Annotated in this window: 26 protein-coding genes and 1 pseudogene; 16 read left to right on the top strand and 11 right to left on the bottom strand. The window is 63.3% G+C overall.

Annotated features, from left to right (window positions below):
- Positions 1–66: 66 nt before the first annotated feature.
- The 7 genes from AC1RZR_RS28415 (at position 67) to AC1RZR_RS28385 (ending at position 4,196) form a co-directional block, all read left to right on the top strand.
- A complete protein-coding gene (locus AC1RZR_RS28415; protein ID WP_481826679.1) occupies positions 67–1,251 on the top strand; it encodes a cell wall hydrolase in 1,185 nt (394 codons plus the stop codon).
- Between the two features lie 11 nt (positions 1,252–1,262).
- Entirely contained in the window at positions 1,263–1,424 is a 162-nt protein-coding gene (locus tag AC1RZR_RS28410; protein WP_481826678.1) for a hypothetical protein, read from the top strand.
- Positions 1,425–1,506: 82 nt separating this feature from the next.
- A complete protein-coding gene (locus tag AC1RZR_RS28405; RefSeq protein ID WP_481826677.1) occupies positions 1,507–1,914 on the top strand; it encodes an AtpZ/AtpI family protein in 408 nt (135 codons plus the stop codon).
- 60 nt (positions 1,915–1,974) lie between these two features.
- Positions 1,975–2,733 (top strand): F0F1 ATP synthase subunit A, encoded by a 759-nt coding sequence (locus AC1RZR_RS28400; RefSeq protein WP_027142301.1) that lies wholly within the window; start codon positions 1,975–1,977, stop codon positions 2,731–2,733.
- Positions 2,734–2,807: 74 nt separating this feature from the next.
- Positions 2,808–3,032 (top strand): F0F1 ATP synthase subunit C, encoded by a 225-nt coding sequence (locus AC1RZR_RS28395; RefSeq protein WP_006206606.1) that lies wholly within the window; start codon positions 2,808–2,810, stop codon positions 3,030–3,032.
- A gap of 62 nt (positions 3,033–3,094) precedes the next feature.
- The gene (locus tag AC1RZR_RS28390) at positions 3,095–3,694 is read left to right on the top strand and encodes a F0F1 ATP synthase subunit B (protein WP_477273923.1); all 600 of its coding nucleotides are present in this window, start codon (positions 3,095–3,097) and stop codon (positions 3,692–3,694) included.
- Positions 3,695–3,704: 10 nt separating this feature from the next.
- Complete coding sequence (locus AC1RZR_RS28385) at positions 3,705–4,196, top strand: F0F1 ATP synthase subunit B (protein WP_379105645.1); 492 nt, start codon at positions 3,705–3,707, stop codon at positions 4,194–4,196.
- 76 nt (positions 4,197–4,272) lie between these two features.
- On the opposite strand, the gene rnhB is transcribed toward AC1RZR_RS28385, so the two are convergent.
- Both rnhB and AC1RZR_RS28375 read right to left on the bottom strand, forming a co-directional pair.
- Positions 4,273–4,968, bottom strand: a complete 696-nt coding sequence (gene rnhB / locus AC1RZR_RS28380) for a ribonuclease HII (protein ID WP_477273925.1) — start codon at positions 4,966–4,968, stop codon at positions 4,273–4,275.
- A 152-nt stretch (positions 4,969–5,120) separates the two neighbouring features.
- Positions 5,121–6,275 carry a PA0069 family radical SAM protein gene (locus AC1RZR_RS28375; RefSeq protein WP_379020047.1) on the bottom strand — a complete coding sequence of 385 codons (1,155 nt, stop codon included), beginning with the start codon at positions 6,273–6,275 and terminating at the stop codon, positions 5,121–5,123.
- A 150-nt stretch (positions 6,276–6,425) separates the two neighbouring features.
- Here AC1RZR_RS28375 and AC1RZR_RS28370 point away from each other — a divergent pair, with 150 nt between their 5' ends.
- Together AC1RZR_RS28370 and AC1RZR_RS28365 are read left to right on the top strand one after the other, a co-directional pair.
- Positions 6,426–6,950 carry a glycosyltransferase family protein gene (locus AC1RZR_RS28370; RefSeq protein ID WP_481829134.1) on the top strand — a complete coding sequence of 175 codons (525 nt, stop codon included), beginning with the start codon at positions 6,426–6,428 and terminating at the stop codon, positions 6,948–6,950.
- 146 nt (positions 6,951–7,096) lie between these two features.
- Positions 7,097–8,071 carry a hypothetical protein gene (locus AC1RZR_RS28365; RefSeq protein ID WP_481826676.1) on the top strand — a complete coding sequence of 325 codons (975 nt, stop codon included), beginning with the start codon at positions 7,097–7,099 and terminating at the stop codon, positions 8,069–8,071.
- A 6-nt stretch (positions 8,072–8,077) separates the two neighbouring features.
- Here AC1RZR_RS28365 and AC1RZR_RS28360 read toward each other — a convergent pair whose 3' ends face one another.
- The 7 genes from AC1RZR_RS28360 to AC1RZR_RS28330 form a co-directional block, all read right to left on the bottom strand.
- Positions 8,078–8,503 (bottom strand): GFA family protein, encoded by a 426-nt coding sequence (locus tag AC1RZR_RS28360; RefSeq protein WP_481826675.1) that lies wholly within the window; start codon positions 8,501–8,503, stop codon positions 8,078–8,080.
- A gap of 140 nt (positions 8,504–8,643) precedes the next feature.
- Entirely contained in the window at positions 8,644–9,198 is a 555-nt protein-coding gene (moaB, locus tag AC1RZR_RS28355) for a molybdenum cofactor biosynthesis protein B (RefSeq protein ID WP_477273931.1), read from the bottom strand.
- 1 nt (position 9,199) lies between these two features.
- Positions 9,200–10,087, bottom strand: coding sequence for a 4-(cytidine 5'-diphospho)-2-C-methyl-D-erythritol kinase (locus AC1RZR_RS28350; RefSeq protein ID WP_481826674.1), 888 nt, complete (start codon positions 10,085–10,087; stop codon positions 9,200–9,202).
- A 26-nt stretch (positions 10,088–10,113) separates the two neighbouring features.
- Positions 10,114–10,299, bottom strand: a complete 186-nt coding sequence (locus AC1RZR_RS28345) for a membrane protein (protein ID WP_027023000.1) — start codon at positions 10,297–10,299, stop codon at positions 10,114–10,116.
- Positions 10,300–10,439: 140 nt separating this feature from the next.
- The gene (locus AC1RZR_RS28340; protein WP_379105658.1) at positions 10,440–11,300 is read right to left on the bottom strand and encodes a S49 family peptidase; all 861 of its coding nucleotides are present in this window, start codon (positions 11,298–11,300) and stop codon (positions 10,440–10,442) included.
- 79 nt (positions 11,301–11,379) lie between these two features.
- Positions 11,380–12,180 carry a tRNA1(Val) (adenine(37)-N6)-methyltransferase gene (locus AC1RZR_RS28335; protein WP_481826673.1) on the bottom strand — a complete coding sequence of 267 codons (801 nt, stop codon included), beginning with the start codon at positions 12,178–12,180 and terminating at the stop codon, positions 11,380–11,382.
- Positions 12,180–12,404: a putative signal transducing protein gene (locus AC1RZR_RS28330; RefSeq protein WP_023759075.1), complete on the bottom strand. Its 225-nt coding sequence runs from the start codon at positions 12,402–12,404 to the stop codon at positions 12,180–12,182. The genes AC1RZR_RS28335 and AC1RZR_RS28330 overlap by 1 nt, the downstream gene beginning before the upstream one ends.
- Positions 12,405–12,611: 207 nt before the next feature.
- Between AC1RZR_RS28330 and AC1RZR_RS28325 the strand changes: the two genes are divergently transcribed.
- The 5 genes and pseudogenes from AC1RZR_RS28325 to AC1RZR_RS28305 all read left to right on the top strand — a co-directional run bounded on the left by AC1RZR_RS28325 (position 12,612) and on the right by AC1RZR_RS28305 (position 17,639).
- Positions 12,612–13,628, top strand: coding sequence for a polyprenyl synthetase family protein (locus AC1RZR_RS28325; RefSeq protein ID WP_379105662.1), 1,017 nt, complete (start codon positions 12,612–12,614; stop codon positions 13,626–13,628).
- A 107-nt stretch (positions 13,629–13,735) separates the two neighbouring features.
- Entirely contained in the window at positions 13,736–14,404 is a 669-nt protein-coding gene (locus AC1RZR_RS28320) for a GntR family transcriptional regulator (protein WP_477273938.1), read from the top strand.
- 188 nt (positions 14,405–14,592) lie between these two features.
- Entirely contained in the window at positions 14,593–15,186 is a 594-nt protein-coding gene (locus tag AC1RZR_RS28315) for a biotin transporter BioY (protein ID WP_481826672.1), read from the top strand.
- A complete protein-coding gene (locus AC1RZR_RS28310; RefSeq protein WP_481826671.1) occupies positions 15,183–15,626 on the top strand; it encodes a DUF1284 domain-containing protein in 444 nt (147 codons plus the stop codon). Before AC1RZR_RS28315 ends, AC1RZR_RS28310 begins: the two co-directional genes overlap by 4 nt.
- A 238-nt stretch (positions 15,627–15,864) precedes the next feature.
- Positions 15,865–17,639 (top strand): annotated as a pseudogene (locus AC1RZR_RS28305) (tetratricopeptide repeat protein).
- Positions 17,640–17,739: 100 nt separating this feature from the next.
- Here AC1RZR_RS28305 and AC1RZR_RS28300 read toward each other — a convergent pair.
- On the bottom strand, positions 17,740–18,201 hold the full coding sequence (locus AC1RZR_RS28300) for a GNAT family N-acetyltransferase (RefSeq protein WP_481826670.1): 462 nt from the start codon (positions 18,199–18,201) through the stop codon (positions 17,740–17,742).
- A 223-nt stretch (positions 18,202–18,424) separates the two neighbouring features.
- Here AC1RZR_RS28300 and AC1RZR_RS28295 point away from each other — a divergent pair, with 223 nt between their 5' ends.
- Entirely contained in the window at positions 18,425–19,345 is a 921-nt protein-coding gene (locus tag AC1RZR_RS28295; RefSeq protein WP_481829133.1) for a glycine--tRNA ligase subunit alpha, read from the top strand.
- A 2-nt stretch (positions 19,346–19,347) separates the two neighbouring features.
- On the opposite strand, the gene AC1RZR_RS28290 is transcribed toward AC1RZR_RS28295, so the two are convergent.
- Entirely contained in the window at positions 19,348–19,524 is a 177-nt protein-coding gene (locus AC1RZR_RS28290) for a hypothetical protein (protein ID WP_477273948.1), read from the bottom strand.
- 227 nt (positions 19,525–19,751) lie between these two features.
- Here AC1RZR_RS28290 and glyS point away from each other — a divergent pair, with 227 nt between their 5' ends.
- Positions 19,752–22,118 carry a glycine--tRNA ligase subunit beta gene (gene glyS, locus AC1RZR_RS28285; RefSeq protein ID WP_481826669.1) on the top strand — a complete coding sequence of 789 codons (2,367 nt, stop codon included), beginning with the start codon at positions 19,752–19,754 and terminating at the stop codon, positions 22,116–22,118.
- The last annotated feature ends 88 nt before the right edge of the window (positions 22,119–22,206 follow it).

Raw genomic sequence — 22,206 nt, 5'->3', positions numbered from 1 at the left:
TCCCATCAAGGTTAATGCATCATTTTGCTCTCCAGTGGGGTCAGTCGCGTTCCTGGAGAGAGTTCCGTGCATCGACGTGTGTTGAAGCGGCTTTTTGCCGCCGCCGGTGAGAGAAAACGTGGCTTTCTGCCTCCGTTCGTAATCGGTCTCGGAATCTGGATCGGCTTTCCGACCATCGTTGCCTACCAGGACATGACGAGCCTTGTCTCCGGCCTCGAAGCGCCAAACACCCGCTGGAACTCCTATGTCGAGAAATCCGTCGCCGGCTCGACCCATGCGGCCGAGATGCCGTTCGTCGATTCCGACGTCACCGGCTCCATTTCCGGATCGGGTGTCCATCTGGCCGGTATCGGCAACGTGTCGTTTCGTGGCAAGGGCGGCAAGGTCAGCGGCACGCCCGACGAGGATCGTGTCGTGCGCGCCGACAAGAAGGGCCGCATCGTCCAGATGTCTCCCGTGGCGCCACCGAAGAACTTCAATGCCGGCTCGATCTTCGAGCGCACCTCCTCCTTGCTGCGGCCCAGCATGGACAGCGGCCTGAAGATGGCCTTCGCCAAGCCGCAGATCAAAGGCAAGGAAATCCAGATCGCCGCGGCATTCCATGCGCGCGAGGACAAGAAGCCGGATCCCGGCGTGCCGGCCATGCTTGCCGCGCTGGTCAACAACGACCATCCGGACGTACTGGCGACCGCCTACGCGCAGGCCGAGCCCGACTATGCCAAGGCGTCACCCTTCGAAGCCCTGCTTCAGGACGAGCAGCCCAATGACGGCCGCTTCATCCCGCCGATGGCCAAGGGCGATCACTCGTGGATCCAGAATCCGCTGCCTGCGAGTGTCTTCTCCAACAAGGAGCAGGCATGCCTTGCCAACGGTATCTATTTCGAGGCCAGGAGCGAATCCGTGCGCGGTCAGGCCGCCGTCGCCCAGGTCATCCTCAATCGCGTCCGCAACCCGGCCTATCCGAATTCGATCTGCGGCGTCGTCTACCAGAACGACAGCTGGTTCAACCGTTGCCAGTTCTCTTTCGCCTGCGATGGCAGGAGGAAGCGCATCGATAGTCCTGCCGCCTACAAGACCGCGCAGGATATCGCCATGGCCGTCACCGCCGGCAAGATCTTCATCCCCGAGGTCGGCTCGTCGACCCACTACTACGCCCAATATGTCCATCCCGGCTGGGCGCGCACGATGCAGAAGATGACCAAGATCGGCCTGCATATCTTCTACCGGACCTATGGCGGCGGCTGGAGCTGAGCGCCGAACGATTGCTGATCTTCTCGCGCCGCATGCAGTCGATCAAAGAGCCATTGCCGGGGGGATTCGTGCAACGCATCCGCGTCATCGTGGCGGGCACGATGTCGCACCTTTATAAACAATTGATTTTGTTGCCTAAAATACATGGCAATGAACTTCCGCCCGTGGCTTGACTGGCGCAAACCCTCTAACTATGTTGCCGGCGACTTTAGAAGCGGACGGACGGTGACGGTCTGACCGGGCAGGGGGGTTGCGATGGCCGATGAAAACAGGCCAGACGGAACCGGAGAAACCGGCCGCGGCAAGCAGCATGAAGCCGACATCCGCGACGACGATCTTGAGCGCCGCCGGCGTGAACTTGGAGCATCTCTTGCGACAAGGCGGCCGGACCGGCTCGAGGGGAAAGACGACGCGAAAGCGGGCAGTGTGGCCGGTTATGGCCAGGCGCTCAAACTCTCCAGCGAGTTCATCGCGGGAGTGGTGGTAGGGGCCGGCATCGGCTGGATCATCGACCGTCTGGCGGGGACATCGCCATGGGGTCTGATCGTGTTTCTGCTGCTTGGTTTTGGCGCCGGCGTGCTCAATGTCATGCGTTCCGCGGGCGTTGTGGCAGAATTCGGACAGGGCGATAAATCGCGCCCCGACCAAGACGACAAGAAATGACCGCGCTTTCATGTGCGGTAATGGTAACGAGGCCGTACGCGGCATTGACGGGGTTTGAACGTGGCAGCTGACAAGGTCGATCCGATCCACCAGTTCCATATCAACAAGCTGATACCGATCGAGATCGGCGGCTACGACCTGTCTTTCACCAATTCGGCGCTGTTCATGGTCGCGACCGTGGTCGTTGCCGCCGCATTCCTGTTTCTCACGACGTCGAGCCGCAGCCTGGTTCCCGGCCGGCTTCAGTCGGTCTCCGAGATGGCCTACGAATTCGTCGGCAACATGTTGCGCGATGCCGCCGGCACCCAAGGCATGAAGTTCTTCCCGTTCGTGTTCTCGCTGTTCATGTTCGTGCTGGTTGCCAATCTGCTTGGCCTGTTCCCGTATTTCTTCACCGTCACCAGCCACATCATCGTCACCTTCGGCCTTGCCGCCCTGGTGATCGGAACCGTGGTCGTCTACGGCTTCATGAAGCACGGTCTGGGCTTCCTCAAGCTGTTCGTGCCGCATGGGGTGCCGGTCTTCCTGCTGCCGCTGGTGGTGCTGATCGAGGTGATCTCCTTCGTGTCGCGCCCGGTCAGCCTCTCGGTTCGTCTGTTCGCCAACATGCTCGCCGGCCACATCACGCTGAAGGTGTTCTCGGGGTTCGTCGTCAGCCTGAGCGCGCTCGGCGCGGTCGGCGTGGCCGGTTCGATCCTGCCGCTGGCAATGGCGGTGGCGTTGACGGCGCTTGAACTGCTGGTCGCCTTCTTGCAGGCCTACGTCTTTGCGGTGTTGACCTGCATGTACCTCAACGACGCCCTGCATCCCGGGCACTGATACCGATCAAGAGTTTCCGGCATTGGCGCCGGATGGAATCGCAACGGAATTTTAGATCCAAAGGAGTTGAACAAATGGACGCAGAAGCAGCAAAGTACATCGGCGCCGGCATCGCTTGCCTGGGCATGGGTGGCGCGGGCATTGGCCTCGGCAACATCTTCGGCAGCTATCTGGCGGGCGCACTGCGCAACCCGTCGGCCGCTGATGGCCAGTTCGGCCGTCTGATCTTCGGCTTCGCCGTGACCGAAGCTCTGGGCATCTTCTCGCTTCTCATCGCGCTTCTGGCCCTGTTCGGCTGAGCATTGGGAAGATTGGACAGGCCGGCCGCGCAAGCGGCAGGCCTGAATTTCGGGGATAGTCCATGTTCGTGACATCTGCCTTCGCGCAAGAGTCCGCACCTGCAGCCGACACCAGCCACGCTGCGACGGAAGGCGACACGCATTCCGGCACGAGCGTGCCTGCCGAAGCGCACGGCACGTTTCCGCCATTCGATCCGGCGACGTTCCCGTCGCAGCTTCTGTGGCTGGCGATCACTTTCGGGCTGTTCTACCTCTTCCTGAAGCGGGTCGTGATGCCGCGCGTCGGGGGCATCATCGATGTCCGCAACGATCGCATCACGCAGGACCTCGATCAGGCAGCCAAGTTGAAGGGCGAGGCCGACGCCGCTGTTGCTGCCTACGAGCAGGAACTGGCGGAAGCCAAGACCAAGGCCAACGCGATCGGCCAGCAGGCCAACGATGCGGCCAAGGCCGAGGCCGAAACCGTACGCAAGAAGATAGAGGCAGCCCTCGACGAGAAGCTTGGCGAGGCCGAAGCCCGCATTTCTTCCATCAAGGCCAATGCCATGAAGGAAGTCGGCAGCATCGCCGAGGACACCGCTTCGGCAATCGTCGAGGCACTGGTTGGCGGCAAGGCCAGCAAGGCCGAGATCGCGGCCGCGGTCAAATCCGTGGCCCGGTGAGGAGCGCATCATGGATTACACATCTCTCGCGACGCTTTGGGCCACGATAGCCCTCTTCATCTTCCTCGGTGTTGCCGTCTACATCAAGGTGCCGGGCATGATTGCCAAGGCACTCGATGCCCGCGCCGACAGGATCAGCAATGAACTGGATGAAGCGCGCCGGCTGCGCGAGGAGGCCCAGCAATTGCTCGGCCAGTATCAGAAGAAGCGCAAGGAAGCCGAGCAGGAGGCCGCCGACATCGTCGCCGCTGCCAAGCGCGAGGCCGACATGCTTGCCGCCGATGCGCACAAGAAGACCGAGGACTATGTTACCAGGCGCACCGCGCTTGCCGAACAGAAGATCGGCCAAGCCGAACGTGACGCCATCAGCGAAGTCCGCGCCAGCGCCGTCGACATCGCCGTCGAGGCCGCGCGCACGCTGCTCGCCGGCAAGATCGACGCCAAGGCGGGTGCTGACCTGTTCAAGGCATCGCTGGTGGATGTGAAGTCCAAGCTCAACTGAGCTCTCTTATCCCGAGCAAAGTATCGAAGCCGCCCGGGAAACCTGGCGGCTTTTTTGTTGCGGGCAAACCATCCGATCAATCCAGGCCGGCAAGGCTCTCTTCTTCCGCCACTTCCGTCCCGCCAAGCCTGAACGGCGCGAAGGACACGCGGTGCAGTCGCGCCACTGGACCATGCACCTCGATTGCCGTGCGATGGCGGGCCGTGGCGTAGCCCATGTGGACCTCGAAGCCGTAGCGGTCGTGATGGTTGCCGCAGCCGCACATCATGCGGTCGCGCATCACCTTGGCGACGATCGACGCGGCGGCGATCGATTGCGAGCGCTGGTCGCCTTTGATCAGCGCGCGGCCGGCGCAAGGCAGCCCCGGCGGCACGTCGCGCCCGTCGGCCAGCGCGAGCTTCGGCTGAACCGACAAGCCGATCACCGCACGGCGCATCGCCTCAAGGCTGGCCTTGAGGATGTTGCTGCCGTCGATGCCCTCGGCACTTATGGATGCCATCGACACACCCAGTGCAGAGCCGAGAATTCGCACGAACAGCGCTTCGCGTTGCAGGTGGCTGAGGCGTTTGGAATCGTCGAGCCCATCCGGAATGTTGGCGGGGTCGAGCACCACTGCGGCGGCGACCACCGGCCCGGCCAGGGGACCACGTCCGGCCTCGTCCATTCCCGCCACCGGCCACAGACCGTCGGCCATCGCCTTCGTCTCGAAGGAGAAGTCGGGTTTCTCGATGATCTCAAAGAGAAGCGGAGAATCGGAACGCGCGCGAGCCATGTTGCGGCGAGGTTCGCATCGGCTCCGATTCTCCGCAAGTCCCTCCGGGTCGGGTGGGGCGCCGGACCGGGAGGGCACCGTCTGCAGGCCGGGGCAGGCCGGACGGGATTCTTGTGCTGCGTCAGATCAATCCGCCGCAGGAAACTGCATTTTCAAAGCAGCGTCAGTTGCACCTGGTCTTTTCCGGCGGCAACGAACTGGTCGGTCCGAAGCGTGCGCCGCTCGACGTTGAGGCCGAGCCGCTTGGCGGTGATCTCGAAGCGCCGGCCGATCTGCCAGGCATAGGGACCGGCGCCCTTCATGCGCTTGCCCCATTCCGAATCGTAGTCCTTGCCGTCGCGCATCGAGCGGATCAGCGACATCACGTGACGGTAGCGGTCGGGATAGTGACGCAGCAGCCAGTCCTTGAAGATGGGACTGACCTCCAGCGGCAGGCGAAGTATGACATAACCCGCCTCGCGTGCGCCGGCGGCGCGCGCCGAATCCAGAATGCGTTCCATCTCCTGGTCGGTCAGGCCGGGAATGATCGGCGCGACCATGACCGAAGCCGGAATGCCGGCATCCGAAAGCTGTCGGATGGCTTCCAGCCGCTTGGTCGGCGTCGAGGCACGGGGCTCCATCGTCCTGGCCAGCATGCGATCGAGCGTCGTCACCGACAGCGCCACCTTGGCCAGCCCGCGCTCGGCCATGCGCGACAGGATATCGATGTCACGTGTCACCAAAGCGGACTTGGTGACGATGCCGACCGGATGACCGCGCGCTTCCAGCACTTCGAGGATCTCGCGCATGATCCGGTATTGTTTCTCGATCGGCTGGTAGGGATCGGTGTTGGTGCCGATGGCGATGGTGCGCGGCTGGTAGCCATCCTTCGACAGTTCCTTGTCGAGCAAGCGCGCCGCATCCGGCTTGGCGAACAGCTTCGATTCGAAATCGAGACCCGGCGACAGGCCCATGAAACTGTGTGTCGGCCGCGCGAAGCAGTAGACACAGCCATGCTCGCAGCCGCGATAGGGGTTGATCGAACGGTCGAAGGAGATGTCCGGCGATTCGTTGCGGGTGATGATGGTGCGCGGCTTCTCGACCTGCACTTCGGTCTTGAAGGGCGGCAGTTCCTCCAGCGAATTCCAGCCATCATCGAAGACATGCCGGCTGACCGGCTCGAACCGGCCGGACGGATTGATGCCCGCCGACCTGCCGCGATTGCGGTCCGGACGGACACGCATGCCACTCTGCTCGATCATCGCATTGGCCATCTCGGCTCTTCCTGCCCCGAAAGCTGCAATGTCGGCGCGCACGATCTGTTCCATCTTCGCCCGCTCCCAAGGACTGTCCATGTTGTGTCGAATCGTTCTGTTCATGAAATTATTCCTATTTAGTCGATGAGAACAAAGCAAGAACTTTTTGGGGTGCATTGCAAAAACTGGCGCTGCGTTCGGCTTTCCGCTATTCGGCTAATGATGCTCAGTGTTCTGATCGAGACCCGCAATGACGAGGAGGGCCTAGCCCGTACGCTCGGCTCGCTGATTGGCGGCGCGGTCGAGGGCGTGGTGCGTGACGTCATCGTCTGTGACACGGGTTCCACCGACCAGACGCATCGAGTTGCCGAGCATGCCGGCTGTCAGTACGTGACCGGCGGTATCGCTGTCGGCATCCGCCAGGCCAAGGGCGACTGGCTGCTGCTTCTGGAGCCGGGCGCGCGGCTGGTGGAAGGCTGGATCGACGCGGTTGTTGCCCACACGGCGAGGCAGACCATGGCGGCGCGGTTCTCGCGGGCGCGCGGCAGCCGGACACCGTTCCTGGCCCGGATCTTTTCGGGAAACCGCGCCTTGGCCGACGGGTTGGTGATTCGCAAGCAGCAGGCCGCGGCAGCGGCCAAGAGTGGCGGAAGCGCCGAGGCCATCGCACGCGGCCTTGCGACAAAGCGGCTCGAGGCCGAAATCTGGGTGGCGCCGCCGAAGCAAGAGCACCGCTCGCCGACGTGATTTTTTGCAGCTGCTCTGTCCATTGTGCATTGCACAAAATCTGATGCGGGGTTAGCTTCCCGTTCAGGCGGGTGAATGGGTTTGGGTCATGCCGAGTGGTGAGCACCCGATGCGGCATCGGTGTCGCCCTCATAGCCGAGGACCCAATGAATCTTTCAACCCCCGACAAATCCGGCACGGCCAGTCTCGAGGCTATTGCGCGCAACGGCAGCCTGCTGCGGCGCATCGCCGTGCGTATTCCGACCTATCTGACGGACCTGCGCGAAAACCCCGCCTGGCTGCCGATGTTCGTGCTGGCGCGCACGATGCCTGGGCGCCGGGTGCATTGGCTCGGCGCAAAACGTGCCCGTCCGGCCGACAATGCGGGGGATACGATGTTTGCCGGCGTCGACCGCCAAGCAGTGGTCGACGCGCTGCGTTCCGACGGGCTGTTTTCAGGCCTGGTCCTGCCGCCGGCGATCCACGAAGAGATCTCGGATTTCGCCCGGCGTACGCCTTGCTTCGGCAATTTCGACCGCCGTCTCGAATTCATGCCGGGTGAACATGCCGAGGCCGAGAAGCGCTTTGGCCGCTCGCTGCTCAGCGGGCATTTTTTCGAGCGCATCCTCGACTGCCAGGCGGCACTCGCCATCCAGCGCGATCCGCTGCTTCTCGACATCGCCGCGCACTATCTCGGCGGCCAGGCGAAACTGATCACGACGCGCGTCTGGTGGAGTTTTCCGACCGGTTCAGCTTCGGACGCCGACAAGAACCTTGCCTCGCTCGGCAAGTATCATTTCGACCTCGACGACTGGCGCATGCTGAAATTCTTCTTCTACCTCAAGCCGGTCGACGCCGACACCGGTCCGCATGTCTATGTCCGGGGCAGCCACAAGCGCCGCAGCCTCAAGCACCAGCTCACCCTGCTGGTCGGCCATCCTGCGCAAGAGGTTCTGGATGTCTATGGCGAGCAGAGCCCGGTGACGCTGACCGGCGACGCCGGCCTCGGCTTCGTCGAGGACCCGTTCGGCTTCCACATGGGCACCGTGCCGGCGCGTACGCCGCGCCTGATGATGGAAGTCGGCTTCGGCGTGTCGCCGCCGTCACGCCGGCGCTTTCATGGCGAGCCGGTCATCCGTTGAAGGGAACTATCCGAAGCACATTTGGACAGGCATCCAGCGAGCGCGGCGTCTGGCCTGGCGCTGCTCTCTGCTTTCGGCATCGAAGGCGACGGACACCGGTTCCCGATTGAACCGCTCTCGGTCGTCCAGGGCGTTGATGATGACGACCGCCCTGGCGTCGTCATCATCCCCTGCGATGGCAGCGACATAGACGCCGCACTCCCGGCAGATCAAATAGTCGGCCGTCCTCAGCCCAAACCGATATGTCCGCAATTGCGTTCTGTCCTTGACCGAGATGGTCAATCTGCCGGCCGGATCGGCGACGGCGCGCGAACCATGCTTGACGCAGAACGAGCACTGGCAGGCGAGAACTTCGATTTGCGACGGGTCGAGCCCGGTTGAAAATCCAAGGCGAACGTTGCCGCAATGGCATCCGCCAGTATGCACATTCATCGTACCTGCCTTGTCGTGACGGCGATGATCGCCTTCACGCAGGGTACTTTTCCCGGGGTTCGGTTTGAATGGGGTTTCGAAGGCGCCGGTATTGTTCTGCCTTGCAAATGCGGCGTGGAGCCGGCGCTTTGCCTCGGCTTTTACGGAGCCGATTTTCCGCGCCGCTGGTGTTCGTCCAGGCGCGGCATGATCTCGACGAAGTTGCAGGGCATGTGCCGGTAGTCGAGCTGCGCCTTGAGGATGCCGTCCCAGGCGTCCCTGCAGGCGCCGGGCGAGCCCGGCAGCACGAAGACGAAGGTGGCGTTGACGACGCCACCGGTCGCCCGGCTCTGGATCGTCGAGGTACCGATCTTGTCGTAGGAGATGCGGTGGAACACTTCCGAAAAGCCGTCCATGCGCTTTTCGAAGATCGGCTCCAGCGCTTCCGGCGTCACGTCGCGGCCGGTGAAGCCGGTGCCGCCGGTGGTGATCACGACATCGATCGCCGGGTCCTTCGACCAGCCGAGCACCTTGTCGCGGATTTTCTCGCGGTCATCGGTGACGATATCGCGGGCGGCCAGGATGTGACCGGTTTCAGTGATGCGATCGGCCAGCGTCTGGCCGGATTTGTCGTCGGCAAGCCTGCGTGTGTCGGACACGGTCAGCACCGCTATGCGGATCGGGATGAAAGGCCGGCTCTCGTCAATCCTGGCCATCTCAATCGGCCTCCGATGTCATGCTGCGCGTCGCGGCGACGAACCAGTCGGGCTGGCGGCTGCGGATGTCGGCGGCGGCGCGTTTGGCGACATTGCCGGTCTCGAACAGGCCGAAGCATGTCGCGCCGGACCCGGACATCCGCGAGAATCCCGATCCAGCCTTGTTGAGCCAGGAAAGCGCTCTGCCGATGGCGGGCTGCATCGTCAGCGCTGCAGGCTCAAGATCGTTGCGGGTGATCTCCAGCCAGTTGCGCAGGCTATGGAAATCGATGCTGCGCGGCAGCGGCGGCAGTGGCTCGTTGTCGCGGCGGGAAAGCGCTGCGAAGACCTCGGCGGTCGAAAGGGCGGTGCCCGGATTGACCAGCACCAGCCCGAGCGCCGAAAAATCCGGGACCATCGTCAACTCGTCACCAATACCGCGCGCGACCAGCGGCTTGGCCGCCAGGCACATCGGCACATCCGCACCAAGCGAAAGGCCGATCCGCGCCAGATCGGTGGCATCGATATCCAGGCCCCATGTCTCTGACAGCCCGCGCAGCACGGCCGCCGCGTCGCTCGAGCCGCCACCGACGCCGGAGGCAATCGGCAGGTTCTTTTCAAGCCGGATGGCGACCGGCGGGGTTCTCTTGGATCCGGCTTCCCTTCGCAGGGCATCGCGAGCCTTGAGCACCAGATTGCTGGCGTCGAGAGGAACGGCCGGCGCATAACGGCCGGACACGGCAAAATCATCGCTGTCGGCGAGCGCGATCTCGACTCTGTCGCCAAAACGCGTGAACACCGCCAGGCTTTCGATCAGGTGATAACCGTCGGGGCGCCTGCCGGTGACATGCAGCGCCAGATTGATCTTGGCATGTGCGTGCCAGGTACGCGACCCGATGTCGGTGTCCACGGCGTCAGTCGTATGCGGGATGATGGTCAGTCCTTGGCCAGCCGGTATTCGCCGGTCTTGGGATCCTTGACAAGCGTACCCATCGCGCCGTTGGCAGCCTGCTTTTCGGTACGCCGCACCTTGGCGGTCACGCGCTCGGCTTCGCGGATGAAGGTGCGGTAGCCGAAATAGGCGGCGACGCCAACGACGGTGAAGAAAATGATCTGCGGCATGCCAAAACTCCTCCCACGCTGGGCCGGCGAAGGCGGCCGGTCGGGTCGGTTGATGCATGTCGCCCAAAAGTGGATCCGGTTTTGGGAAAGCGACATGCATGAGACTTCAAGCGCTTATGCTAGACGGTTTTGCCGGGTTTTCAAAGCCCGAACCGTGCCCACAAAGCGCGCTCTTCCGCCGCATCGATGACGCCGCTGGCGGCTGCCGCCGCGATATCGGGCGCCGAAAAGCCCTTGCTCGAGCCGAACAGGCCGAAGCGGCTGAGGAAACCGCGCGGCGTCGTGATCAGCCTGAGCTGGGTTTTCGCTCCGAAACGGGTTTTCAGCACCGTGCGCATGTCGCCGAGCGCGTCGACGAGGCCGAGTTCGAGGCCCTTCATGCCGGTCCAGAACAGGCCGGTGAACAGGTCCGGATCGTCCTTCAGCTTCGTGCCGCGCCTCTCCTTGACGAGGTCGATGAAGGTGCCGTGCACCTCAAGCTGCAGCGCCTTCAGGCGCTCGACGTCTTCCTTCTTCTCCGGCTTGAACGGATCGAGCACAGCCTTGTTCTGGCCGGCGGTGTGGACGCGGCGCTCGACACCGATCTTCTTCATCAGCTCCGGAAAGCCGAATGAGGCCGAGACCACGCCGATCGAACCGACGATCGAGGACGGATCGGCGAAGATCTCGTCGCCGGCGACCGCGATCATGTAGCCGCCCGATGCCGCGACATCCTCGACGAAAACCAGCACCTTTTTGTCCTTCTCGGTCGCCAGGTCGCGGATGCGCTTGAAGATCAGCCGCGACTGCACCGGCGAGCCGCCGGGCGAATTGATCGAGATGGCGACCGCCGGCGCATCGTAGGAAAACGCCTTTTCGATGAGGCCGGCGGTGGAGGCAAGCGACAGGTTCTGCCGGAACTGACCGCCCGACATGATCGTGCCGTGCAGCCGGATGACCGGAATGGTGACGACCGTGGAGCGCCAGGATTTCGGCAGCAGGCGGTTGAAAAGTCGTTTCACGTGGGCGCGGTCTCCGGTCGATGGGTTGCTGGCATGTAGGGATTCCCGGGCCAACGGCAATGTGGCGGGGCAGAATAGCTCAGTCTCCGAACAACGAGGCGAGGCCGTTGGTGATCATTTCGCTGCGTTCATCAGGACCGTGGCCCGATTGCGCGTGAAGCATCAGGGGAGGGCGGATGGCGAGTTTCCCCCGCGCCCCGAGCGCTGCCCGCACCACGATGCGGATCGCCGCCGCGTCGGGGCGTGGGTGGACGGCGAGCATCTCGGCGTCGCCGAAGCGCCCGGCGAGCGCATCGAGAATGGAGCTGAACTGATCCGGCCGGGCGATCACGGCAAGCCCGCCGCGCGGCCTGACCACCGCCGCCGCGCTGCGGATCCAGCTCTCGAACAGCCCGTCCTGCATGACATGCGCTTCCTTTCTCAGGCGATCTGGCGTGGCGCGGTCCCGTGCGGCGTTGAAAGGCGGGTTCATGATGACGAAGTCGAAGTCATTGTCGGCGAGGCCGGCGGCCGCCCGGGCTCGACCCGATACGGTGACATCAGCGACCAGCACGGAGGCACGATCGCTGAGATGGGCATTGCCGGGATGGGCAAGAGTGGCCGCGGCGAAGGCTGCCATTTCCGGCGCGCGTTCGACAAGCACGGCCACGGCCGCCGGGCAGCGCGACAGCACCGCCAGGCTCGCGGCCCCGGCGCCGGCTCCGAAATCGGCGAGACGTCCGCCAAAAGACGATGGCACGGACGCCGCGAGCATCATCGCATCCATGCCGGCGCGATGCCCTCCCTGCTTGGGCTGCACGAGCCAGAACCGGCCGCGATGGAAAGCATCGACCGTGTGGGCCGGAGTGTCCGGGGCAAGGGTGGCCGGTGCGGCAGGCATTATTTTCCGCGGATTTCGTTGGCGATGCCGGCATCCGTCAGGATGCGCCGTGCCGCGTCGGCCTTGTCGGCGTCGACCATGACGCGTCGCGGCAGGATGCCGAGCGAGCCGTCGAGCACGCTCATGTTCTGGTCGGCGACGAAGCAGCCGATGCCGGCATCGCGCATCAGCGATTCGACAAAGGAGATGATGACGGCGTCGTTGGTGCGAATGAGCTCTATCATCGGGCGAAACTCTCAGTTTGCGGCGCATATGTAAACGGGCAGGCGGATTTCCTGGCCAAAGCCGACCTCCCTTTCGGCGTCGGTTGACAGGCTGTCATCGCCGCCGCGCCAATTCGCCACTTGCCGTGGCCGTGTCTGCCGCCCTAGAGTCCATACAGGGACCAAGGGTGCCGTCGCACGCGTTATACCAAGACGGGAGTGATTGTCGTGGGTGTCGTTCTCAACATCGAAAACGGGAAGCGGGAACCCGCATCCATCAAGGATTTGATCGACCTGACGGCGGCCGATATGGGACGCGTCAACGAATTGATCCTGTCCAAGGCCGGTTCCGACGTCGAGATGATCCCGGAGGTTGCCAACCATCTGATCTCGTCCGGCGGCAAGCGGCTCCGGCCGATGCTGACGCTCGCCGCCGCGCAGATGTTCGGCTATGCCGGCGAAGGCCATGTCAAACTCGCTACGGCCGTCGAGTTCATGCATACGGCGACGCTTCTCCACGACGATGTCGTCGACGAGAGCGGCATGCGGCGCGGTAAGAAGACCGCCCGCATGATCTGGGGCAACCAGGCGAGCGTACTGGTCGGCGATTTCCTGCTCGGCCAGGCCTTCCGCATGATGGTCGATGTCGGCTCGCTGGAAGCGCTCGACATCCTGTCGAGTGCGGCCTCGATCATCGCCGAGGGCGAGGTGATGCAGCTTGCCGCAGCCAAGAACCTCGAAACCACCGAGGACGAGCATTTCGCCGTCATCAAGGCCAAGACCGCAGCGCTGTTTTCGGCCGCTGCAGAGGTTGGCCCGGTGATTGCCCAGGCGACCCGCAATGACCGCGCCGCGCTGCGCTCTTACGGCATGAATCTCGGCCTTGCCTTCCAGCTGATCGACGATGCGCTGGACTATGGCGGCACCAGCAAGGATCTGGGCAAGAATGTCGGCGACGATTTCCGCGAGGGCAAGGTGACGCTTCCGGTCATTCTCGCCTACCGGCGCGGCACCAAGGCCGAGCGCACCTTCTGGAAGCGCGCCATCGAGGACAATGTCACCGATGACGCAGGCCTGGAAAAGGCGATCGGTCTGATGACCCGCCACGGCGCCATTGCCGACACGATCGGGCGCGCCCGCCATTTCGGCGAGATCGCCCGCGATGCGCTGGCGCCGCTGGAGGCGACGCCGCAGAAATCGGCGCTGATCGACGTCATCGATTTCTGCATCAGCCGGGTGAACTGAGCGGCTGGCGTTTCGCCGGCTCCCTCTGGCCTGTTGTGGGGAGGAAGGTCGCGAATCCCGGTCTTGCCGTCTCGACAAGCTGCCCCGCCGCAAATTATCTATAAAACATGGCAAAGGGCACAGACGACACCATCGCCGTCCGCATCAGCAAGGTACTGGCGGACCGCATCATCTCGGGCGCGATCGAGCCCGGGGCTCGTCTTCGGCAGGATCACATCGCCGAAGAATTTCAAACCAGCCATGTGCCCGTGCGCGAGGCCTTCCGCCGTCTCGAAGCGCAAGGGCTGGCCGTCGGTGAGCCGCGCCGTGGCGTGCGTGTCGCGTCTTTCGATCTGGGCGAGGTCAAGGAGGTCGCCGAAATGCGAGCGGCACTTGAAGTGCTGGCGCTGCGCCATGCCGCGCCGCACCTGACGTCAGCCATTCTCCATCTGGCCGAGGAGGCGACCAAGGCCGGCGATAAGTCCCGCGATGTCAGGTCGTGGGAAGAAGCCAACCGCGCCTTCCACCGGCTGATCCTGGCGCCATGCGGCATGCCGCGCCTGCTCGCCACCATCGACGATCTGCACGCGGCGAGTGCCCGCTTCCTGTTCGCGGCATGGCGCTCGGAGTGGGAGACACGCACCGATCAGGACCACCGCGCGATATTGGCCGCCTTGCGGCAGGGAAATACCGAATCGGCAGCAGCCACGCTGGGGCGGCATGTCCAATGGATCGGCCGCAAGCCGGTCAGGACCGCCTCCGGAACGACGCGAGAAGCCTTTGCCATCGTCGGCTGATGCATGCCGCCCAAAAGTGGCGCCGGATTTGGGACAACGACAAGCAAAAAACACCGTCCAAAGCGCGTCGCGACGCGCTTTGGGCGGTCTCTGCAGAGGGAGGACTTGCTATCTCACCGGAATTGTGGATTCGATAATAGATCGAATACAGAAATTATCTATAATTTGCAATGAGCGAAGGAATCCCAATGACAGATGTCGCATTCTCGTCCCACAACGCGTCGTTCAGCCCGCTCCGGCTTCAGGGTCGCTCTCTCGGCTGGCAGGTCGGGGCCGTCGTGCTCGGCACTTTGTTCCTGGCGCTGTCGTCCTACATCGAAGTGCCGATGGTGCCGGTTCCCGTCACCATGCAAACCTTCGCCGTGACGCTGATCGGCGCGCTCTATGGCTGGCGGCTTGGCGCCATCACCATCGCCGCCTGGCTGGTCGAGGGCGCGGTCGGCTTTCCGGTTCTGGCTGGAGGGGCAGCCGGTGTGCAGCATTTCGTCGGGCCGACGGGCGGCTATCTTTTCGCCTTCCCGATTGTCGGCGCGCTCGTCGGCTGGCTGGCTGAACGCGGCTGGAACGGCAACAGGGTGGTGCTCGCCTTCGCCGCCATGCTGCTCGGCAACCTTGCCTGTCTGGTGCTCGGAACAGCATGGCTCGCCATCATGATCGGCGCCGAAAAGGCCATCACCTTCGGCTTCCTGCCGTTCATCGTCGGCGGATTGCTGAAGTCGGCCCTCGGTGCCGCGACGCTGATGGCCCTTCCCGGCAGCAAGGCGAAATCGGGCAATCCGTGACGATCAGGCTGCGCGCCCATCACCTCCTTTGCCTGCTCACCTATGTGGGCAAGGGATACAGCCCCGCCTTCACCGCCAATTACGACAGGATCGCGGAGCGTCTGAGCCGGGGCGAGGACATCCTCCTCGTTTCCGGCCCGGACGACGTCTGCGCCCCGTTGCTCGACCAGCCGGAACCGCACTGCCTGCGCGAAAGCGCCGCCGAGCGGGACCAACTGGCGGCGCAGGATGTGGCGGATCTGCTGGCGCGGCCAATCCGGGCTGGTGACCGCCTCGATCTCGATGCGGCAATCCTGGCACGGATGCGGCAGGCATTTTCGGCCGGCCTCGTCCGCAAGGCCTGCGGCGGCTGCGAGTGGAATGGGCTGTGCAGCTCGATTGCGGCCGGCGGTTATCGTGACACGCAGGTGCAGCGGCCTGCCTTGCCGGGCAAGCATTGATATCGGCGAGGGAGTCTCGCGGTCGAATCTGTGATATGGTCGGCTCCGCGCAGGGTCATGGCCGGAACTCGAAACCGGAAAACTGTCCCTTGTCGCCATGGTTTGTTAATCGGGTGCCCGGATTGTGAATTCGAGGCGGATTGAAGCGCGACCCCAAAAAGGCCATGCTTTGCCCGGAAAGATCGAGTCTACGTCGATCCCGCTGACGCGGAGATGACGCCTGGCTGAAAGGGATACGATGCAGCAAGGACGTGCGCGCTGGCTGACAAGGCTGGCAATTGTGACGGGCATGGCGATCTCGACTTTGCCGGCCTATGCCAAGCAAACCACCGAACCGGTCAAGATCACGTCGTTCTCGGGAGCCTATCTGGCCGCCCGCATCGCCGAAGGCGACAATGACCTCGACAATGCCATTGCCTATTACAAGCAGGCATTGGCCTTCGATCCGAGCGACACCGGCCTGCAGCAGAGCCTGATGCTGTCGCTGATCGCTCAAGGGCGCTTCGACGAATCGCTGGTCTATGCCGACAAGCTCAAGGAAGTTCCCGATGTCGAGCGCTTCTCGCGCCTGGCGCTGGCGGTCGATTCCTTCCACAAGAAGGATTTTACCAAGGCACAGTATTGGCTCAAGCTCTCACTGGAATCGGACCTCGACCGGCTGATCTCCGGGGTCATGTCCGGCTGGGCCGAACAAGGCGCCGGCCAGCCCAGCGATGCGATGGCTTCCATCGACAAGCTCCAGGGCCCGGATTGGTTCGGCCTGTTCAAATCCTTCCATCGCGCGCTGATCGCCGACGCCTCTGGCATGCCTGAAAAGGCAGAGGCGATCTACGCCGCGACGATGCAGGATACGGCCGCTGGTGGTGCGGCTCCCGAAACCTGGATGCGCAACGCACAGGCCTACGCGTCGTTCCTGGCCCGCAAGGGCGACAAGGCCAAGGCGCTGTCGGTGCTCGATCAGGCCGAGGCGTTTTCGCCCGGCAAGCTGGAAATCGTCGCTTTGCGTGACAGGATCAGCAAGGGCGACAAGATCGCGCCTTTCGCTGCCGGTCCGTCGGACGGTGCGTCGGAAATCCTGCTTGATCTCGCCACGGCGCTCAATCGTGGTGGCGGCGAGCCGTTCGTCCGCCTCTATCTGCAATATGCCCTTGCCCTGAAGCCCGACAGCGACGCAGCCCTCGTGCAACTCGCCGCGGTGTCCGAGCAGCTGAAGGACGGCGAGGGCGCCATCGCGCTCTATCGGCGGATCCCCACTCTTCGCCGCTGAAGGAGCTTTCGGACCTGCAACTCGGCCTCAACCTTGCCGATCTCAATCGCCAGGACGAGGCGATCACGCATCTCAAGGCATTCGTCGATGCGCATCCCGACGACATGCGCGCCTATCTGGCGCTTGGCGGCGTCTATTCGTCGAAGGATGATTTCCGCTCGGCGGCCGATCTCTACGACAAGGCAGTCACGGTGCTGAAAACGCCGACGGCGGCCAACTGGAACATTTTCTACCAGCGCGGTATCGCCTATGAGCGGCTGAAGGAATGGCCCAAGGCCGAGCCGAACTTCCGCAAGGCGCTGGAACTGTTCCCCGACCAGCCGCAGGTGCTGAACTATCTCGGCTATTCCTGGGTCGACATGAACACGAACCTCAAGGAAGGCCTGGCGATGATCCAGAAGGCCGTCGATCTCAGGCCGAGCGACGGTTACATCGTCGATTCGCTGGGCTGGGCCTATTTCCGCCTCGGCCGGTTCGACGACGCGGTGCGCGAAATGGAACGCGCCGTGTCGCTGAAGCCGGAGGATCCGGTTCTCAACGACCATCTCGGCGATGCCTACTGGCGCGTCGGCCGCAAGCTGGAAGCCACCTTCCAGTGGAACCAGGCGCGCGACCTGAAGCCGGATCCCGATGTGCTGGCCACCTTGCAGCAGAAGCTGATGAAGGGCTTGCCGCCGATCGAATCCAACACGGCGCAGGAAACCCCCAAGGTCAAGCCTGAGCCGGTGCCTGCCCCGAAGGGGTGAAATCGGTTTTCAGAATGCAAACGGGGCTCTTTTCGGAGCCCCGTTTTCGTTTGGACTCCAGCCGCTCAAAACTCACACGCGCAATGTGCTGGAAACTACCTCAGAACAGCTTTCGATAGACGACGAAGCCGGAACGTTCGCCGACCTTGTCGTAAAGCTTCATCGCCGTGTGATTGGTCTCATGCGTCAGCCAGTACACCCGGCCCGAACCGGCAACCTGGGCACGCTCGTAGACGCCCTCAATCAGCGCCCGGCCGATGCCTTTGCCACGAGCGGACTGCGTGGTGAAAAGATCCTGCAGATAGCAACTAGGCGCGATCGCCGTTGTGCTGCGGTGGAAGAGGTAGTGCACGAGCCCGAGAAGCTGTCCCTCGCTCTCGGCAACCAGCGCATGCATCGGCTCATAGGCATCGAAGAAACGCGACCATGTCATGGCGGTGATGTCGCGTGGCAGAGCCGTCTCGCCGGAGCGGCCATAAAATGCGTTGTAGCCGTCCCACAGCGGCAGCCACTGGTCGAAATCTTGGCGCGTGATGGGGCGGATGATGATCGGGCTGGGCATGGCTGAGCCTGTTGTGGTTGACGCGGACGAGGCATGGAACTGATCGCAGGCGCCAATGGCCGGCAATGGGCCAGCAGCTCGCAATGCATTCAACATCTTCGGCAGGGCGCGGCAGTCCGCGTCGGCGCGGCTTGCTTGACGCTTCGCCGCCGGGTCTCTAGGACGTGCCGGCAAGCTAGCCTTTGCTGTCGAGGCCCCCGTGACGAATGAAATCCCCGCCCATATGCATCCCAGCCGCTCGTTCCAGGGGCTGATCCTGACCTTGCACAATTACTGGGCGGACTATGGTTGCGTCATCCTGCAGCCCTACGACATGGAGGTCGGCGCCGGCACCTTTCACCCGGCGACCACGTTGCGCGCACTCGGGCCAAAACGCTGGAACGCCGCCTACGTCCAGCCTTCGCGTCGCCCCAAGGATGGCCGGTACGGCGAGAACCCGAACCGGTTGCAGCACTATTACCAGTATCAGGTGATCCTGAAGCCGAACCCGCCGAACCTCCAGGAGCTCTACCTCGGCTCGCTGGCGGCGATCGGCGTCGATCCGCTGCTGCACGATATCCGCTTCGTCGAGGACGACTGGGAAAGCCCGACGCTGGGTGCGTGGGGCCTTGGCTGGGAGTGCTGGTGCGATGGCATGGAAGTGTCGCAGTTCACCTACTTCCAGCAGGTCTGCGGCATCGAATGCGCACCGGTGGCGGGCGAACTGACCTACGGGCTTGAGCGGCTGGCCATGTATGTGCAGGGCGTCGACAACGTCTACGACCTCAACTTCAACGGCCGCGAAGGCGCCGACAAGGTCACCTACGGCGATGTCTTCCTGCAGGCCGAGCAGGAATATTCGCGCCACAATTTCGAATACGCCAACACGGCAATGCTGCTGCGCCACTTCGAGGACGCCGAGGCCGAGTGCAAGGCGCTGCTCGATGCCGGTGCGCCGGCGTCCAACGACAATCTGCCGATGCACCGCATGGTCTTCCCGGCCTACGACCAGTGCATCAAGGCCAGCCATGTCTTCAATCTGCTCGATGCGCGCGGCGTGATTTCGGTCACCGAACGGCAGAGCTACATCTTGCGGGTGCGCAATCTGGCGAAAGCCTGCGGCGAGGCGTTTTTGAAGACGCAGGCCGGCGGACGGGCGGCCTGAGTTCAGGCACGCTTCGTCATGTCGAGGGAAGCGTTGACCGGCAGTGCGTTCTGACCGCTGGCACCGTCGATCGTGCGCAATGCCTGCCTCACACCCGGCATCGAGAAAGCGCCGTGGGCCTGCGCGGTGAAGCAGGCGCTGAGCGCGAGGATCTGCAGTAGTCTTGATGCCGTTTTCATGGTCGTTCAGCCCAATAGTTCCCTGCCTGAGCGTGGGTCGCTTCAGCGCTGCATTCGGTTCATGGAAATCTTTGATCCAAGGACGGGCGGGATCGCCTCGTACCGACAGGGCCGCCAGAATTTCCGGAAATCAGTCGAAGTCGGCGATCGCCGCGCGGAAAGGGTGACAGCGGCCAGCCGAGTTGCTATGCCCCGCGCGGACCATTTTTGCCGCGTGAGCCCCATCCATGCCTGACCTGCTTCTAGAACTTCGCTCGGAAGAGATTCCTGCCCGCATGCAGCGCAAGGCGGCGGGTGATCTCAGGAAGATGCTGACCGACGGTCTGGTCGAGGCAGGGCTGACCTATGAGGCGGCGCGCGAGTACTGGACGCCGCGGCGGCTGGCGCTCGACATCCGTGGGCTCAACGCGCGCTCGAAGGATGTAAGCGAGGAGATCAAGGGGCCTTCGACGACCGCGCCTGAGCAGGCGGTCCAGGGTTTCCTGCGCAAAGCCGGGCTTTCGTCGATCGCCGAGGCGCATGTCCATTCCGACCCGAAGAAGGGTGACTTCTATGTAGCCCACATTTCGAAGCCGGGCAGGACGGCGGAAGAGGTCATTGCCGAAATGGTGCCGGGCATCATCCGCAGCTTTCCGTGGCCGAAATCGATGCGCTGGGGGCCGGCCTCGGCCAAGCCCGGCTCGCTGCGCTGGGTGCGGCCGCTGCAATCGATCCTGTGCACCTTCGGCCCGGAGACCGAGGAGCCGGTGGTGGTCGATTTCGAAATCGACGGTATCCGCTCTGGCAACATCACCTACGGCCACCGCTTCCATGCGCCTGAAGCCATCACGGTGCGCCGCTTCGACGACTATGTCTCCAAGCTGGAAGCGGCGAAGGTCGTGCTCGACGCCGACCGGCGCAAGGAAATCATCCTTGCCGATGCCCGCAATCTTGCCTTCGCCAATGGGCTCGATCTGGTCGAGGACGACGGGCTGCTGGAGGAAGTGTCTGGCCTGGTCGAGTGGCCGGTGGTGCTGATGGGCGAGTTCGAGGAGGCTTTCCTGGCCATTCCGGCCGAAGTGATCCGGCTGACCATCCGCGCCAACCAGAAATGCTTTGTGACGCGGCCGCAGGGTGTTGCCGAAGATCTTTCCAATCGCTTCATCCTCACCGCCAACATCGAGGCCAGGGATGGCGGCAAGGAAATCGCTCACGGCAACGGCAAGGTGGTGCGTGCCCGCCTGTCCGACGCGCTCTATTTCTGGACGACCGACCAGGGCGATTTGCCGGATCTCGGTGAGCTCGAGGCATCGGCGGAAAAATTCGGGCTCGACCTGAAGAAGCCGCTCGACCAGCGCATGGCCCGCCTCGACCATCTCGGCGTCACCTTCCACGCCAAGCTCGGCACGCAAGGTGAGCGGGTGGAGCGGATTGCCCGGCTGGCGGAAGAACTGGCGCCGATCGTCGGCGCCGATCCCGAGCTCGCGCGCCGCGCCGCGGTCCTCGCCAAAGCCGATCTCACCACAGAAGTCGTCGGCGAATTTCCAGAACTGCAAGGCGCCATGGGCCGCAAATACGCGCTGCTGCAGGGTGAGCATCCATCCGTGGCCGCCGCCGCTGAAGAACACTACAAGCCGCAAGGCCCGTCCGATCGCGTGCCGAGCGATCCGGTTTCGATCACTGTCGCGCTCGCCGACAAGCTCGACACGTTGGCCGGCTTCTGGGCCATCGATGAAAAGCCGACAGGGTCGAAGGATCCCTATGCACTGCGGAGGGCGGCGCTCGGGGTGGTGAGGATTGTTCTCGAAAACAAGATCAAACTCTCCTTCAGCACCGCCATTGCTGCGACGGTCGCGGCGGCACTTTTTGCCTATGAACGTTTGGGTGAGGGCACCGAGCGTCGTGGCGTCGTGGCGATGCTGGATGCGCGGATTCAAGACTACCGAGGGGAAAGTCGTCTGCTGCCGGAAGCGGGTCTTGTCGCCGAGTTGGTGAAGAGCGGTCTATCCGAAACCTTTGGCACTGCTGACTCGGAACGAGAGTTCTTCGACGGGCAGCGTATAATGGAACTGCAGGCCTCTTTGGCTCCGTTCACCGATGACCTCCTCGCTTTCTTCCATGACCGCCTGAAGGTCTACCTGCGCGACCAGGGCGCTCGGCACGATCTCATCGACGCCGTCATCACACCGCAGTCCGACGACCTCTTGCAGATCGTCCGCCGGGTCGAGGCGCTTGGCGCCTTCCTCGAAAGCGAGGACGGCAGCAACCTGCTCGCCGGCACCAAGCGCGCGGCCAACATCCTGGCCGCCGAGGAGAAGAAGAAAACGGCGGTCGCCGACCATGTTGAGCCGGCGCTGTTTCGCGAGGATGCCGAGAAATCGCTGTTTGCGGCGGTGAATCTGGCTGAGAAGCAAGCCGGCGAAGCGATTCAAAACGAAGACTTTTCCGGCGCCCTGCTGGCGCTTAGCGTGTTGCGCGAACCGGTTGATTCATTCTTTGAGCGTGTTCTCGTGAATGATGAGGACGAGGCGGTGCGCGCCAACCGCCTGGCGCTGCTTGCCCGCATCCGCGCGGCCACCGGTCAGGTCGCGGATTTCTCGAAGATCGCCGGCTGAGAAGCATGATCCCGATAAGTCTGTAGGCCCAAGAAGATTTTCTTTGCCGCCGGCCGTTCGAGCCGGCTTACAGTCATATGACGATGAT

This window comes from Mesorhizobium bavaricum (genome assembly GCF_056781655.1).
This window is presented reverse-complemented; position numbering and strand designations above follow the sequence as displayed.

Bases quoted from the DNA above. Each gene is read 5' to 3' on its own strand.
- AC1RZR_RS28320 (WP_477273938.1), top strand. From the start codon at position 13,736: ATGGCAAAGGGCACAGACGACACCATCGCCGTCCGCATCAGCAAGGTA.
- AC1RZR_RS28335 (WP_481826673.1), bottom strand. From the start codon at position 12,180: ATGCCTGCCGCACCGGCCACCCTTGCCCCGGACACTCCGGCCCACACG.
- AC1RZR_RS28360 (WP_481826675.1), bottom strand. From the start codon at position 8,503: ATGAATGTGCATACTGGCGGATGCCATTGCGGCAACGTTCGCCTTGGA.
- AC1RZR_RS28290 (WP_477273948.1), bottom strand. From the start codon at position 19,524: ATGAAAACGGCATCAAGACTACTGCAGATCCTCGCGCTCAGCGCCTGC.
- AC1RZR_RS28390 (WP_477273923.1), top strand. From the start codon at position 3,095: ATGTTCGTGACATCTGCCTTCGCGCAAGAGTCCGCACCTGCAGCCGAC.
- AC1RZR_RS28405 (WP_481826677.1), top strand. From the start codon at position 1,507: ATGGCCGATGAAAACAGGCCAGACGGAACCGGAGAAACCGGCCGCGGC.
- AC1RZR_RS28365 (WP_481826676.1), top strand. From the start codon at position 7,097: ATGAATCTTTCAACCCCCGACAAATCCGGCACGGCCAGTCTCGAGGCT.
- AC1RZR_RS28395 (WP_006206606.1), top strand. From the start codon at position 2,808: ATGGACGCAGAAGCAGCAAAGTACATCGGCGCCGGCATCGCTTGCCTG.
- moaB (WP_477273931.1), bottom strand. From the start codon at position 9,198: ATGGCCAGGATTGACGAGAGCCGGCCTTTCATCCCGATCCGCATAGCG.
- rnhB (WP_477273925.1), bottom strand. From the start codon at position 4,968: ATGGCTCGCGCGCGTTCCGATTCTCCGCTTCTCTTTGAGATCATCGAG.
- AC1RZR_RS28295 (WP_481829133.1), top strand. From the start codon at position 18,425: ATGCATCCCAGCCGCTCGTTCCAGGGGCTGATCCTGACCTTGCACAAT.
- AC1RZR_RS28300 (WP_481826670.1), bottom strand. From the start codon at position 18,201: ATGCCCAGCCCGATCATCATCCGCCCCATCACGCGCCAAGATTTCGAC.
- AC1RZR_RS28330 (WP_023759075.1), bottom strand. From the start codon at position 12,404: ATGATAGAGCTCATTCGCACCAACGACGCCGTCATCATCTCCTTTGTC.
- AC1RZR_RS28370 (WP_481829134.1), top strand. From the start codon at position 6,426: ATGCTCAGTGTTCTGATCGAGACCCGCAATGACGAGGAGGGCCTAGCC.
- AC1RZR_RS28385 (WP_379105645.1), top strand. From the start codon at position 3,705: ATGGATTACACATCTCTCGCGACGCTTTGGGCCACGATAGCCCTCTTC.
- AC1RZR_RS28345 (WP_027023000.1), bottom strand. From the start codon at position 10,299: ATGCCGCAGATCATTTTCTTCACCGTCGTTGGCGTCGCCGCCTATTTC.
- glyS (WP_481826669.1), top strand. From the start codon at position 19,752: ATGCCTGACCTGCTTCTAGAACTTCGCTCGGAAGAGATTCCTGCCCGC.
- AC1RZR_RS28375 (WP_379020047.1), bottom strand. From the start codon at position 6,275: ATGGAACAGATCGTGCGCGCCGACATTGCAGCTTTCGGGGCAGGAAGA.
- AC1RZR_RS28315 (WP_481826672.1), top strand. From the start codon at position 14,593: ATGACAGATGTCGCATTCTCGTCCCACAACGCGTCGTTCAGCCCGCTC.